This is a genomic window from Pseudomonas sp. 57B-090624 (assembly GCF_003234055.1).
GTDB classification, from domain to species: Bacteria; Pseudomonadota; Gammaproteobacteria; order Pseudomonadales; family Pseudomonadaceae; genus Metapseudomonas; species Metapseudomonas tohonis.
The window spans coordinates 1-14,031 of record NZ_QKRU01000018.1; the positions used below are offsets into that span (position 1 = coordinate 1).

Annotated in this window: 12 protein-coding genes; 4 read left to right on the forward strand and 8 right to left on the reverse strand. The window is 69.3% G+C overall.

Annotated elements, in window-relative coordinates:
* Positions 1–10: 10 nt before the first annotated feature.
* Positions 11–793 carry an XRE family transcriptional regulator gene (locus tag DMX10_RS11065; protein WP_111261107.1) on the reverse strand — a complete coding sequence of 261 codons (783 nt, stop codon included), beginning with the start codon at positions 791–793 and terminating at the stop codon, positions 11–13.
* Between the two features lie 264 nt (positions 794–1,057).
* Here DMX10_RS11065 and DMX10_RS11070 point away from each other — a divergent pair, with 264 nt between their 5' ends.
* The 4 genes from DMX10_RS11070 (at position 1,058) to DMX10_RS11085 (ending at position 4,646) form a co-directional block, all read left to right on the forward strand.
* Positions 1,058–1,330, forward strand: a complete 273-nt coding sequence (locus tag DMX10_RS11070; RefSeq protein WP_111261108.1) for a hypothetical protein — start codon at positions 1,058–1,060, stop codon at positions 1,328–1,330.
* Between the two features lie 105 nt (positions 1,331–1,435).
* Positions 1,436–3,760, forward strand: a complete 2,325-nt coding sequence (locus DMX10_RS11075; RefSeq protein ID WP_111261109.1) for a tetratricopeptide repeat protein — start codon at positions 1,436–1,438, stop codon at positions 3,758–3,760.
* 131 nt (positions 3,761–3,891) lie between these two features.
* Positions 3,892–4,194: a DUF2388 domain-containing protein gene (locus DMX10_RS11080; protein ID WP_111261110.1), complete on the forward strand. Its 303-nt coding sequence runs from the start codon at positions 3,892–3,894 to the stop codon at positions 4,192–4,194.
* 227 nt (positions 4,195–4,421) lie between these two features.
* Positions 4,422–4,646 (forward strand): hypothetical protein, encoded by a 225-nt coding sequence (locus DMX10_RS11085; RefSeq protein ID WP_111261111.1) that lies wholly within the window; start codon positions 4,422–4,424, stop codon positions 4,644–4,646.
* Positions 4,647–4,795: 149 nt separating this feature from the next.
* On the opposite strand, the gene gcvP is transcribed toward DMX10_RS11085, so the two are convergent.
* The 7 genes from gcvP to DMX10_RS11120 all read right to left on the reverse strand — a co-directional run bounded on the left by gcvP (position 4,796) and on the right by DMX10_RS11120 (position 14,026).
* Positions 4,796–7,672, reverse strand: coding sequence for an aminomethyl-transferring glycine dehydrogenase (gcvP, locus tag DMX10_RS11090; protein WP_111261112.1), 2,877 nt, complete (start codon positions 7,670–7,672; stop codon positions 4,796–4,798).
* A gap of 130 nt (positions 7,673–7,802) precedes the next feature.
* The gene (gcvH, locus tag DMX10_RS11095; protein WP_111261113.1) at positions 7,803–8,192 is read right to left on the reverse strand and encodes a glycine cleavage system protein GcvH; all 390 of its coding nucleotides are present in this window, start codon (positions 8,190–8,192) and stop codon (positions 7,803–7,805) included.
* Positions 8,193–8,238: 46 nt separating this feature from the next.
* The gene (gcvT, locus tag DMX10_RS11100; RefSeq protein WP_111261114.1) at positions 8,239–9,321 is read right to left on the reverse strand and encodes a glycine cleavage system aminomethyltransferase GcvT; all 1,083 of its coding nucleotides are present in this window, start codon (positions 9,319–9,321) and stop codon (positions 8,239–8,241) included.
* Between the two features lie 189 nt (positions 9,322–9,510).
* Positions 9,511–11,130 carry an iron ABC transporter permease gene (locus DMX10_RS11105; RefSeq protein ID WP_111261115.1) on the reverse strand — a complete coding sequence of 540 codons (1,620 nt, stop codon included), beginning with the start codon at positions 11,128–11,130 and terminating at the stop codon, positions 9,511–9,513.
* Between the two features lie 67 nt (positions 11,131–11,197).
* Entirely contained in the window at positions 11,198–12,199 is a 1,002-nt protein-coding gene (locus DMX10_RS11110; RefSeq protein ID WP_111261116.1) for an extracellular solute-binding protein, read from the reverse strand.
* A gap of 117 nt (positions 12,200–12,316) precedes the next feature.
* The gene (locus DMX10_RS11115; protein WP_111261117.1) at positions 12,317–13,534 is read right to left on the reverse strand and encodes a 2-octaprenyl-3-methyl-6-methoxy-1,4-benzoquinol hydroxylase; all 1,218 of its coding nucleotides are present in this window, start codon (positions 13,532–13,534) and stop codon (positions 12,317–12,319) included.
* A 9-nt stretch (positions 13,535–13,543) separates the two neighbouring features.
* Complete coding sequence (locus DMX10_RS11120; protein WP_111261118.1) at positions 13,544–14,026, reverse strand: DUF4442 domain-containing protein; 483 nt, start codon at positions 14,024–14,026, stop codon at positions 13,544–13,546.
* Positions 14,027–14,031: the final 5 nt, after the last annotated feature.

Sequence of the window (14,031 nt, forward strand, 5' to 3'; positions counted from 1 at the left end):
GGTGGGCGGGTCACCACAGCACCGAGGACCAGAACACCTGCCCGATGATCTGGATGCCGGCCTGGGGACGCTCCTCGTCGGGGTACTCCTCGCGCTTGTAGCTGCGCAGGCGAATCTGGCCGGCGGGGAGGCGGTGCAGGACCTTGATCCTCAGCATGCCCTCGTCCACCAGGGCATAGACCTTGCCATCGACCAGCTCGCAACGCCCACGATCGATTCCGAGGACCGCGCCGTCGGGAAAGAGGGGTTCCATGCTGTCGCCGCTGACGATGACGCAGGCAACGTGTTCCGGATCTATCTGACGCTGCTGCAAGGCATGTCGGCTGAAGCGAATACCGGAGTAGTCCAGTTCCTCCAGCGCGGCGGGATGCCCTGAATCGCCCTCGGCCTCGCGCAGCAGCGGAAGCTCGATTTCGTATTCATAGCGGGACGACTCCGGTTCTCCGATGGTCATAGGGGCCACGCCATCCGGGGCGTCTGCGGCCTGCTTGCCGTCGTCGGGCGCCGTGGACGACTGCACGGCTTGCCCGCCGATGCTCAGCGGAGGCATGTGCAGCGCGCCGAGTATCTGGTTGATACGTGTCAGCCCAGGCTCGCGGCGCCCGCCCAGCCAGTGCGCGACTGCGCCCTGGGTCACGTGCAGGCGTTCGGCCAGTTGCTCCTGGGTGACGCCGAGATCTTTCATCCTGGCCTTGGCCAGCAGGTTCCATTTTTTCATGGGCGCGACATTACGCGCCGTATTGCCGGCCACCAGTGACCCAGTGTAATACACTGCCGAAGCACGAATTACCATGTGTATTATCCAAAAGCAGGTTGTTCCTCTGGCATCCCTCGAGCGGACGCCACACGGGTTTCAACCTCCCTCCGCCCGCCAATGCGTGCCCGTGTTCCACTCACGGTCCGCCAGCCGGCAGGACCAGGCGTCGGGAAGAACGCCGGTCGCCGGCCCGGGCCAGTGGCCCCCAGGCATGGGCCCGCAGGGCGGAGGGAGGCTTTCAGTCAAAGCGCCCGGATGGGCCTGTGCCGCAAGGCACCCAATCGCGAAAGGAGATGCGACATGCAATTTCAACTCACCGTCCTGTGCCTCGGCATCCACCGCCATAACGTCGAAGGCCACGACCAGTGCTACGCGGTCATCGCCCGGCAGCCGGCAACCGAGGAGGAGCGCGACCAGCACCGGGGCTACCTGGTGCAGCAGGTGACCGCCGAGCCCCGCCTGTTCGAGCAGATGACCTGGCTGGATACCCCTGCCGAACTGAGTTTTCTGTGCACCATCAGCGCAGAACCGGGGGGCCATTATCGACCGCATCTGCTCTGCCTCTGCCACTGAGCACCGCCGTGGCGTGCCACCCGTCTCGGGCTGGTTTGACAGCCTCGGGCGCATTCACGGAAGCTGCGCGCTTCCGTGAATCCATGCACCACAGCGGACGTCTGCATGCCGAAACGCCCGAACGCACCCGATTCCCCCGCGAGTACGCCCAGCCGCCCCAGTTACGTCCTTCCCGTGCTCGCCGCCCTGTTGCTGCTGGTGGGCCTGGGTGGCTGGCTGTGGGTGCAGGGCGGCAAGCCGTACGTGCCGGCCCGGGCCACGGTGCCGACGCTTGCGGAGCAGGGGCCGGCGCAGATGGTCGACGAGCAGCAGTGCGGCACCTGCCATGCCCCCCAGGCCAGGGCCTGGAAAGGCTCCCACCACCAGTTGGCGATGCAGGAGGCCACGCCGCGCTCGGTGCAGGGTGACTTCGACGACGCCCGCTTCGACGGCGAAGGCGGCAGCACGCGCTTCTTCCGCAAGGACGGTGGCTACTGGGTGAACACCACGGGCCCCGATGGCCAGCCGGCGGATTTCAAGGTCGCCTATGCCTTCGGCGTCGAGCCGCTGCAGCAATACCTGCTGGAGTTCCCCGGCGGCCGCCTGCAGGCCTTGGACCTGGCCTGGGATACGCGCAGGAAGGCCTGGTTCCACCTCGCCCCCGGCCAGGGCGTCGACTTGCGCAACCCGCAGCACTGGAGCAAGCCGTCGCAGAACGCCAACTTCCAGTGCATCGATTGCCATACCACGGGCTACGTCCGTGGCTTCGACGACGGCACCGGCACCTACGCCAGCCAGTGGCACGCCCTGGGCGTCGGCTGCCAGGCCTGCCACGGCCCGGCCTCGCGCCACCTGGAATGGGCACGCTTCAGGGGCCTGCACTCCCAGGCCGGCTTCGCCCTCGACCTCACCCGTGCCAGCAACCGCCTGCAGGTGGAGACCTGCGCCCGCTGCCACGCCCGGCGCGTGCCGCTGAACGACGACCACGCCTTCGGCAAGCGGCTGATGGACAACTACCTGCCCAGCGCGCTGACCCGTGAACTCTATGAGCTGGACGGCACCTTCAAGGAGCAGGTCTACGAGTACGGCTCCTTCACCCAGAGCCGCATGTACGCCCGGGGCCTGAGCTGCAGCACCTGCCACGATCCACACGGCGGCGGCCTCAAGGTCCGGGGCAATGCCCTGTGCACCCAATGCCACAACCCCGCCGGCAAGAGCGCCGTGGCCGGCATCGACGACAGGGGCCTGAAGGCGCGCGACTACGAAGCCCCCGAGCACCTGCGCCATACCGCCGGGCAGCCCGGCTCGCAGTGCATCGACTGCCACATGCCGGGCAAGACGCTCCTGGGTGTCGACTACCGCCATGACCACGGCTTCAGCCTGCCCAACCCGGGCCGCGCGCTGAAGCTCGGCACGCCCGACGCCTGCCTCGGCTGCCACCAGGATGTCGCCGGCCAGGCGGTCGCCGAGCAGTTCGAGCGCTGGTACGGCAAGGCGCGGGACCCCGCGCCGCGCTATGACGAAAGCCTGGCCCTGGTGCGCAACGGTCGCCCCGGTGCCTCGCGCGCGCTGTTCCAGCAACTGGAGCGCGGCGACCTGCCGGCGATCCGTCGCGCCACCCTGCTCGCCGAGTTGCCCGGCTACCCCAGCGAGCGGGCGCTGAACCTGGCCGCCAACGACCTCAACCACGCCGCACCCCAGGTGCGCGAGGCGGCGGTGCGTGCGGTCAATGCCCTGCTGCCGCCGGAGCAGCGCCGCGACCTGCTGGGCCCGCTGCTCAGCGACCCGGTGCTGGCGGTGCGCGCCATCGCCGCGCGCGGCCTGCTGGGCATGGGCACCACCGGCCTGGGCAACTACGAGAAGGCCTGGAACAAGGCCATCGGCGAGTACGAGGCCATCCAGCTGAACCTGGCCGAGCGCGCCGAGGCCAACCTCAACCTCGCTTCGCTCTACCAGGGCAACGGCCGCGCCGACCAGGTGGAGGGCCGCCTGCGCAAGGCCGTCGAGCGCGACCCCGATTTCCTCCCCGCCCGCGTGGCGCTGGTGCAATGGCTCGACGCCAACTACCGATGGGAGGAAGGCCAGCGGCTGCTGGCCGAGGCCCTGCGCGATCATCCGCAGTCGGCGCTGCTGCACCATGCCCGCGGGCTGGCGCTGCTGCGCAAGGGTGAACGCCAGGACGCCATCGCCGCCTTCCGCGAAGCGGTGCGCCTGGAGCCCGGCAACGCCCAGTTCGGCCACGCGCTGGCGACCGCGCTGCACGACGACGGCAAGCTGGAGGAAGCCTGCCAGCGCCTGGAGCAGGTGCTGGAGAACGCGCCGGCCAACCGCGAGGCACGCCTGACGCTGATCGGCTATTGGCGCGAGGCGGGGCAGATGCAGAAGGTGCAGGCGCTGCTCGCCGAGCTGGAGCAGCTCAATCCGGACGACCCGGCGCTGAAGCGCGAATAGCCACGTCGCGGCCCTGCAGACTGGCCAGCTGCCATGACCGATCGGCGGCTGCCAGGCGAGGCGACGGAACTCCCCGGGGGCGCCCGGAATCTCACGTGCAGGTTCCCCCCACAACAACCTGGAGTCATCCCATGCGTACCACAGTAGCTGCCGCTGTCATCGCCCTGGCCGCCCTCCCTGCCGGCTCGGCCATGGCGGATACCTTCTGGCGCAACGTGATCTCTTCCGGCGCCACCACCGCCTCCACCTACGTGACCTTCAAGGACCACAAGCTGATCGTGGCCGCCCGCGAGGACGCCAGCAGCTTCGTCGCCAGCGATGGCGCCATCCGCGGCCCCTTCCTGGAAGCCGCCCTGAAGCAGGTCCGTGCCGACAACCCCGGCATCCAGGCCAGCGACGAGGAACTGGCCAGCGCCATCCTCGCCAGCGAATAAGGGAAACCCGCAGGCGCGGGCGCTTGCAGCGCGGCATGGAATGCACCGAGGGCCCTCAGCACGGCTGAGGGCCCTTTTCATTGCCCCGGCGCCGCGAGCCGAAGCGTTACCCGGCGCGCACCCTGCGCATCCGGTGGTTGCGGGCGGCGCCTGGCTCAGGCAAAAAGCAACGGGCCGGCGTCACGGCGCAACGGCCCCTCCATTCCCTCCCCACAAGGACGTACCCCATGGGCAACCCCGTTCCCACGCTGAAGATCGTGCTGATCCTGATGATCGTGATCGACCTGTTCTGGTTCGGCGAGCGCGTGCTCTCGATGCTCGACTTCAGCCTCTTCGATTTCATGCCCAGCACGCTGATCAACCTCGTGGGCCTGGCCAGCAGCCTGCTGCTGATCGTCTTCAACGTGCTGCTGATCGGCCTGCTCGGACGCCTGCAGCTGAAGGCCGAGTGAACCCGGTCTGCCGGGGGCCCCTGGAAACGCAGGCGAGGCCGTCGGTGCAGGGCAGAACAGGCGGAGAAGCGCAGTTCACGCGGCGTGAATGAGCACGTTGAGCCTGTTCCAACGCCGCAGTGGCAACGCAGGCAGTCTCTGGAGATGCCTCACTCGCGGTAGTCCTCCAGGGGCACGCAGGCGCAGAACAGGTTGCGGTCGCCATAGACGTTGTCGACGCGGTTCACCGTCGGCCAGTACTTGTGCGCCCGGGTGTGCGCGGTGGGCGTGACGGCCTGCTCGATGCTGTAGGGGCGCTCCCAGAGGCCCACCACGTCGGCCAGGGTGTGCGGCGCACGCTTGAGCGGGTTGTCCTCGGCCGGCCATTCGCCGGCCTGCACCTTGGCGATCTCCGCGCGGATGCCGAGCATGGCCTCGATGAAGCGGTCCAGCTCGTGCCTGGACTCGCTCTCGGTGGGCTCGATCATCAAGGTGCCGGGCACCGGGAATGACATGGTCGGCGCGTGGAAGCCGTAGTCCATCAGGCGCTTGGCCACGTCCTCCTCGCTGATCCCGGTTTCCGCCTTGAGCGGGCGCAGGTCGAGGATGCATTCGTGGGCGACCCGTTCGTTGCGCCCGGTATAGAGCACCGGGTAGGCCTCGCCGAGACGCTTGGCCAGGTAGTTGGCGTTGAGGATGGCCAGCTCCGTCGCATCCGCCAGCTGCGGGCCCATCATGGCGATGTACATCCAGCTGATCGGCAGGATGCTGGCGCTGCCCCAGGGCGCCGCGCTGACCGCCCCGTTCTCCGGGTCCGGCCCCTTGAGTTCGATCACCGGGTGGTTGGCGACGAAGGGCGCCAGGTGCGCGCGCACGCCGATCGGCCCCATGCCCGGGCCGCCGCCGCCGTGGGGGATGCAGAAGGTCTTGTGCAGGTTCATGTGCGAGACGTCGGCGCCGATGTCGGCCGGACGCGCCAGGCCGACCTGGGCGTTGAGGTTGGCGCCATCCATGTAGACCTGCCCGCCCTGGGCGTGGATGACCTCGCAGATCTCGCGGATGCCTTCCTCGTACACGCCGTGGGTCGAGGGGTAGGTGGCCATCAGGCAGGACAGCTGCGCCCCCGCCTCGGCCGCCTTGGCCTTGAGGTCGTCGAGGTCGACGTTGCCGGCCTTGTCGCACTCGACGATCACCACGCGCATGCTCGCCATCTGCGCCGAGGCCGGGTTGGTGCCGTGGGCCGAGGCGGGGATCAGGCAGATGTTGCGATGCGCCTCGCCCCGGCTTTCGTGGTACTTGCGGATCGCCAGCAGCCCCGCGTACTCGCCCTGGGCCCCGGAGTTGGGCTGCATGCAGATGGCGTCGAAGCCGGTGATCGCCCGCAGCCACGCCTCCAGCTCGGCGATCATCGCCTGGTAGCCCTGGGTCTGCTCCAGCGGCGCGAAGGGGTGGATGGCGGCGAACTCCGGCCAGGTGATGGGGATCATCTCGCTGGTGGCGTTGAGCTTCATGGTGCAGGAGCCGAGGGGGATCATCGACTGGTTGAGCGCCAGGTCCTTGTTCTCCAGCTGCTTGAGGTAGCGCAGCATCTCGGTCTCGCTGTGGTGGGTGTTGAACACCGGGTGTTCGAGGTAGGCGGACTCGCGCGCCAGGGCGGCGGGAATGCCCGGCACCAGCACCCCGGCGTCCAGCTCGTCTACCGAGAGGCCGTGGTCGGCGCCGAGGAAGATGCTCCACAGCTGCTCGACGGTGGCCGCGCTGCTGGTCTCGTCCAGGCTCAACCCCAGCCGGCCGCGCCCGAGGATGCGCAGGTTGATGCGGGCGGCCTTCGCCGATTCGATGATCGCCGTCTGGCTGCCGCCCACCTCCAGGGTGAGGGTGTCGAAGTAGTGCTGGTTGACCCGCTGCATGCCCTTGCGTGCCAGCCCCTCGGCGAGGATGGCGGTGAGCCGGTGCACGCGCTGGGCGATGCGCTTGAGGCCCTGGGGGCCGTGGTAGACGGCGTAGAAGCCGGCGATGTTGGCCAGCAGCACCTGGGCGGTGCAGATGTTGGAGTTGGCCTTCTCGCGGCGGATGTGCTGTTCGCGGGTCTGCAGGGCCATGCGCAGGGCGAGGTTGCCCCGGGCGTCCTTGGAGACGCCGATGATGCGCCCGGGCATGGCGCGCTTGAATTCGTCGCGGGTGGCGAAGAAGGCGGCATGGGGGCCGCCGTAGCCCATGGGCACGCCGAAGCGCTGGGCCGAGCCGAACACCACGTCGGCGCCCAGCTCGCCGGGCGGGGTCAGCAGCAGCAGGCCGAGCAGGTCGGCGGCGACGCAGGCCAGCGCCTGCTGGCCGTGCAGGTGGTCGATCAGGGGGCGCAGATCGCGGATCTCGCCGTGGGTGTCCGGGTATTGCAGCAAGGCGCCGAACACCTGATGCGAAGGCAGGTTCTCCACCGCGTCCACCACCAGCTCGAAGCCGAAGGCCTCGGCGCGGGTGCGCACCACGGAGAGGGTCTGCGGGTGGCAGTTCTGGTCGGCGAAGAACAGGTTGCTCCTGGCCTTGGCCACGCGCCTGGCCAGGGCCATGGCCTCGGCGGCGGCGGTGGCTTCGTCCAGCAGCGAGGCGCTGGCCAGTTCCAGGCCGGTGAGGTCGATGGTCATCTGCTGGAAATTCAGCAGCGCCTCCAGGCGGCCCTGGGCGATCTCCGGCTGGTAGGGGGTGTAGGCCGTGTACCAGCCGGGGTTCTCCAGCACGTTGCGCAGGATCACCGCCGGGGTCAGGGTGCCGTGGTAGCCCATGCCGATCAGGCTGGTCCACACCTCGTTGCGCTGCGCATGGGCGCGCAGCTTCGCCAGGGCGCCTTGCTCGTCGAGGGCGGGCGGCAGGTCCAGCGGGCGGTTGAGGCGGATCGCCGGCGGCACGGTCTGCACCACCAGTTCGTCGCGGTCGGCGAGGCCCAGGGTCTCGAGCATGGCCTGCTGCTCGGCCGGGTCCGGGCCCAGGTGGCGGCGGAGGAACGCATCGGGCTGTTGCAGCTGGGACAGCGGGGGGATGTGCGACATGGAATCGGCCTCTGGAAATGGCCCAATAAGCTTAGGCAAGCATTTCCAGGATGGCCGGCCGGCTGGTCGGGGAGACCCGCCGGGCAGGACGCCGGCGACCGCCCCAGGGGGAGCGGCGCGCCGGGTGGGGTCAGGCGTCGGAGTCGGCGGAGGCCTTGTAGGCGGCAGCGTCCAGCAGCTTGTCCAGCTCGGCGGTGTTGGCCGGCTTGAGCTTGAAGAACCAGGCGCCGTAGGGGTCGCTGTTGACGTCTTCGGGGGACTCGGTCAGTTGCTCGTTGATGGCGATCACCTCGCCGGAAACCGGCGAGTAGATGTCCGAGGCGGCCTTCACCGACTCGACCACTCCGGCTTCCTGGCCGGCGGCCAGGGTCTTGCCGACTTCCGGCAGCTCGACGAAGACCACGTCGCCCAAGGCTTCCTGGGCATGGTCGGAAATGCCCACGGTAACGCTGCCATCGGCTTCCAGGCGGGCCCACTCGTGGCTGGGGGCGTAACGCAGATCGGCGGGGATGTTGCTCATTGTTCAGGCTCCTAAAGGACGGCGGCGGTCGGCCCGCCAGGAAAATTTAGATCAAGGCTTTGCCATTGCGAACAAAGTTCGGCTGGACGACACGAACCGGGTACCACTTGCCACGGATTTCCACCTCGGCGCGATCGCAGGTCCCCGCCGGCAGGCGGGCCAGGGCGATGGACTTGCCGAGGGTGGGCGAGAAGCTGCCGCTGGTGATCTCACCCTCGCCCACGCCCTCCACCCGCACCACCTGGTGGGCGCGCAGCACGCCGCGCTCCTCCAGCACCAGGCCCACCAGCTTCGGCTGCTCGCCGGCGGCGCGCTGGGCTTCCAGCGCGGCACGGCCGATGAAGTCGCGGCCGGCGGGTTCCCAGGCGATGGTCCAGGCCAGGTTCGAGGCCAGGGGCGAGTTGTCCTCGTCCATGTCCTGGCCATAGAGGTTCAGGCCCGCCTCCAGGCGCAGGGTGTCACGGGCCCCGAGGCCGATGGGCGCGATACCGGCGCCCACCAGTTCGTTGAGAAAGCCCGCTGCCTGGTCGCGCGGGAGCATGATTTCAAGGCCGTCCTCACCGGTATAGCCGGTGCGGGCGATGAACCAGTCGCCTTCAGGCAGGCCCTGGAAGGGCCTGAGTTCATGGATCAGCGAGGCGCGGGCACTGCTCACCAGCTCGGCGGTACGGTGGCGGGAGGCGGGGCCCTGGATGGCGAGCAGGGCCAGGTCGCTGCGCTCCTCGAGGCGTACCGCGAAGCCCTCGGCCTGCTTGTGCATCCAGGCCAGGTCCTTGTCGCGGGTGGCGGCGTTGACCACCAGGCGGTAGCCGTCGTGGGTGAGGTAGACGATGAGGTCGTCGATGACGCCGCCACGCTCGTTGAGCATCGCGCTGTAGAGCGCCTTGCCGGGGGTCCCGAGGCGGTCGACGTCATTGGCCAGCAGGCGCTGGAGGTAGGCCGCGGCCTGGCTGCCGGACACGTCGACCACGGTCATGTGGGAGACATCGAAGACGCCACAATCGGTGCGCACCTGGTGGTGCTCATCGACTTGCGAGCCGTAGTGCAGCGGCATGTCCCAGCCGCCGAAATCGACCATCTTGGCCCCCAACGCCAGGTGCAGATCGTAGAGGGGGGTACGCTGTCCCATGGGTTTCTCCTTCCGGGCTTGGCGAAGATGCGGACGGGTACGGAGCCCTTGCCGGGCCTGGCTTTGGGTAGCCCAGGCGGGGGCTCCCGGCACCCTTTCATGCAGACGCGCCGCAACGAATGGCGCGCATTGTAGCCGCAAGGTGGAAGACTGGACACCCGACCGGCGACCCGCCGGTCACGCCATGTTTCAGCGTCCGAAACCCCGGGCGGAACGGCGGATCAGGCCGACCACCGGCAGCAGCCCCACCAGCACGAGGCTCAGGGCGGGCAGCGAAGCGCGGGCCCATTCGCCCTCGCTGGTCATCTCGAAGATGCGCACCGCGAGCGTGTCCCAGCCGAACGGACGCATGAGCAGGGTGGCGGGCATCTCCTTGAGCACATCGACGAACACCAGCAGCGCCGCGCTCAGGGCGCCGGGCACCAGCAACGGCAGGTAGACCCGCAGGAACAGGCGCGGGCCGGCGACGCCGAGGCTGCGCGCGGCCTCCGGCAGCGCTGGGCGGATGCGCGCCAGGGCACTCTCCAGCGGCCCATGGGCCACCGCCATGAAGCGCACCAGGTAGGCCAGCAGCAGGGCCGAGAGGCTGCCCAGCAAGAGCGGCTTGCCGGCCCCGCCGAGCAGGCCGGACACAGGCACCACCAGCTCTCGGTCGAGCCAGCTGAAGGCGAGCATGATGGCCACCGCCAGCACCGAGCCCGGCAGGGCGTAGCCGAGGTTGGCCAGGCCTACCGCCGAGCGGATCGGCCGGGTCGGCTCCTGGCGCCGGGCGAAGGCCAGCAGCAAGGCCACCGCAACGGTGATCAGCGCCGCCATCGCGCCCAGGTAGAGGCTGTGCAGGATCAGCCCCAGGTAGCGCTCGTCGAGGTCGAAGCGACCGCGCTGCCAGCACCAGACGAGCAGTTGCAGCAGGGGGATGACGAAGGCGCAGGCGAACACCAGGCCGCACCAGGCGCTGGCCGCCCAGGCCCGGGCGCCACGCAGGTGATAGAGGGCGGCGCCACGGGGCCGTTCGCTGGCCGGGCGGGTGACGCCACGCGCGCGGCGCTCGCCATAGAGCACCAGGCACACGCCGAGCAACAACAGGCTGGCCAGCTGGGCCGCGCTGCCGAGGCTGAAGAAGCCGTACCAGGTCTTGTAGATGGCGGTGGTGAAGGTGTCGAAGTTGAACACCGAGACCGCGCCGAAGTCGGCCAGGGTCTCCATGATCGCCAGGGCCAGCCCGGCGCCGATGGCCGGTCGCGCCATGGGCAGGGCGACGCGCCAGAACGCCTGCCAGGGCGTCAGCCCCAGGGTGCGCGCGGCCTCCATCAGCCCCCGCCCCTGAGCCAGGAAGGCGCTGCGCGCCAGCAGGTAGACGTAGGGGTAGAAGACCAGCACCAGCACGGTGATCACCCCGCCGGTGGATCGCACCCGGGGCAGGCGCACGCCGCTGCCGAACCCTTCGCGCAGCAGGCTCTGCACCGGGCCGGCGAAGTCGAACAGGCCGATGAAGACGAAGGCCAGCACGTAGGCGGGGATGGCGAAAGGCAGCATCAGCGCCCAGTCCAGCCAGCGCCGGCCGGGGAACTCGCAGAGGCTGGTGAGCCAGGCCAGGCTGACGCCCAGCAGCGTCACCCCGCAGCCGACGCCGAGCACCAGCACCAGGCTGTTGCCCAGGAGGCGTGGCAACTGGGTGTCCCACAGGTGCGCCCAGATCTCCCGGTCCACCTCGTGCCAGGACAGCAGCAGCACGCAGAGCGGCAGCAGCACCAGGGCGGCGATGGCGAAGGTGATGGGGTACCAGCGGCGCAGGGCGGGACGCTTCAAGCGGGGTTCTCGACCAGGCGGGAGTAGGGTGGCGAGGGGCGCCCACCGGGGAGCGCCCCGGCGCGGGTCAGTTCCAGGACACCCGGTCCATCATGCGGATGGCTTCGGCCTGGCGCTTGCCGGTGATTTCCACCGGTACGTCGTCGGCCTTGAAGGCGCCCCAGGCGGCCACTTCGGCCGACGGCTGCACCGCCGGGTTGGCGGGGAATTCCTGGTTGACCCCGGCGAACAGGCTCTGCGCCTCGGGGGTGGTCATCCACTCCACCAGTGCCTTGGCCGCCTCGGGATGGGGCGCGTGGCGGGTCAGGCCGATGCCGGAGAGGTTGACGTGCACGCCACGGTCGGCCTGGTTGGGCCAGAACAGCTTGGCGCGCAGCTTCGGGTTCTGCTGGTGCAGGCGCCCGTAGTAGTAGGTGTTGACGATGCCGACGTCGCACTGGCCGGCGTCCACCGCCTGGATCACCGCGTTGTCGTCGGCGAAGGGGTCGGTGGCCAGGTTGGCGACCCAGCCCTTGAGCACCTTCTCGGCCTCGGTGGCGCCGCGCGCCTCGATCAGGGTGGCGGTCAACGACTGGTTGTAGACCTTCTTCGAAGAGCGCAGGCACAGGCGGCCTTCCCAGCTGGAATCGGCCAGGGCCTCGTAGGTGGAGAGCGCCTCCGGCTTCACCCGCTCGGTGGAGTAGACGATGGTGCGCGCGCGCAGCGAGAGGCCGGTCCAGCTGTCGGTGCCGGAACGGTACTGCGCGGGGATGTTGGCCTTGATGGTGGGGGAGCTGAAGGGTTGCAGGATGCCCATCTGCTCGGCCTGCCAGAGATTGCCGCCGTCGACGGTGAGCAGCAGGTCGGCCACGCCGTTCTCGCCCTCGGCCTTGATGCGCTGCATCAGCGGGGCTTCCTTGTCGGTGATGAACGTGATGGGGACGCCGGTCTTCGCGGTGTAGGCGTCGAACACCGGCTTGATCAGCTCGTCGATTCGCGACGAATAGACCACCACTTCATCGGCTGCCTGGACGGAGGTAGCGCCCAGGCCGACGGCCAGGAGCGTGAGCAGGGAGTTGCGCGCCTTCATTTGCGAATGCCTCGCGATGGACAAAAGGAGCCAGATGATAATCAACCTCAGTTGGCATCCGACGGCGCTTTGTATGACGAGGTGTTTCGCCCGGGCCGCGCGCGCGGCCCGGGGAGGTCAGACGCGGGCGAGCTCCGGCAGGTCGCCGGAAAGGCCCAGGGCCTGGCGCACGAACAGGGCCTTGGCCTCGGGCAGGCCGTCGACCAGGTCGAGCCCGGCGTTGCGCAGCCAGCGCAGCGGCAGCGGGTCGGCCTGGAACAGGCGCTGGAAGCCTTCCATCGCCGCCATCATCCCCAGGTTGTGCGGCATGCGCCGGCGCTCGAAGCGGCTGAGCACGCGCTCATCGGCCAGGCGCTCGCCACGGCCATGGGCGTGCAGCAGCACCTCGGCCAGCACCGCGGCGTCGAGGAAGCCGAGGTTGACGCCCTGCCCGGCCAGCGGGTGGATGGTGTGGGCGGCATCGCCGATGAGGGCCAGGCCCGGCTCCACGTAGCGCTTGGCGTGGCGCTGGCGCAGCGGGATGCACAGGCGCGGATCGGCGGCCTCGATGCGGCCCAGGCGATGCTCGAAGGCCTTGCCCAGCTCGACGCGGAAGGCCTCGTCGTCCAGGGCCATCAGGCGCGTGGCCTGCTCGGGCGTGGTGGACCAGACGATGGAGCACCAGTGGTCGTCGCCCTGGCGATCCAGCGGCAGGAAGGCCAGCGGGCCGTCGTCGGTGAAGCGCTGCCAGGCGGTGCGGTGGTGCGGCCGTTCGCAGCGCACGCTGGTGACGATGGCGTGGTGCAGGTAATCCCACTCGCGGGTGGCGCAGCCGGCCAGGCGGCGCACGGCGGAATTGGCACCGTCGGCGGCGATTACCAGCGGGGCACGCAGCTCGCGGCCATCCACCAGGGTCAGCAGCCAGTCGTCGCCGGAACGCCGCAGGCGCTCCAGGCGGGCGTTGGGCAGCAGGCCGACGCCGCTGTCGTGCAGCGGCTCCAGCAGGGCTTCCTGGATCACCCGGTTCTCGACGATGTGGCCGAGCACCTCGGCGTGCACGCTGGCGGCGGAGAAGTGGATGTTGCCGGTGCCGGAGCCATCCCAGACCTGCATCTCGCCATAGGGGCTGGCGCGGCGCGCGGCGACACCCTCCCAGGCGCCGAGGCGCTGAAGGATGCGCTGGCTGGCGGCGGACAGGGCGCTGACCCGGGGCTCGAAGGCGGCCTCGGCGTCGAAGGGCTTGATGCTCAGGGGGCTGCCGTCGATCAGGATGATCTCCAGGCCGCTGTCCTTGAGCGCCAGGCCGAGGGCACTGCCCACCATGCCGGCACCGACGATGATCAGATCCGCTTGCATGTGCATTCCTTAGGCGGCTTGCCGCGCGCGCGGCTTGAGCCGCACATAGAGGGTCTTGTGCACCCTGGCGACCAGGGTGCCGTCGCCGTCGTGCACGTCGACGTGCAGCTCGGGCAGGTATTTTTCACCGTCGGCGGTGTGCTGGCGGATGCGCGCGAGCAACGCGTCGTCGATGCGGAACTCGGCGTAGACCGGGCCCTTGCCGGGGGAGACGAAGTCGATGCTGGCGGCCTTGTCCCAGACGATGTAGTCGCGTCCGAGCAGGTTCATCAGCATCAGCATGAAGAAGGGGTCGGTCATGCTGTAGAGCGAACCGCCGAACTGGGTGCCGACGTAGTTGCGGTTGTACCAGCCCAGCGCCAGTTTGACTCGCACCAGACGGAAGTCTGCGCTGATCTGCCGCACGCGCACACCCGCCCCGAGGTAGGGCGGGTAGATGTTCAGCGCCCAGCGCAGGAAGCGCGCCTTGCGCGCCATCGAACGGTCCTGCATCGCGC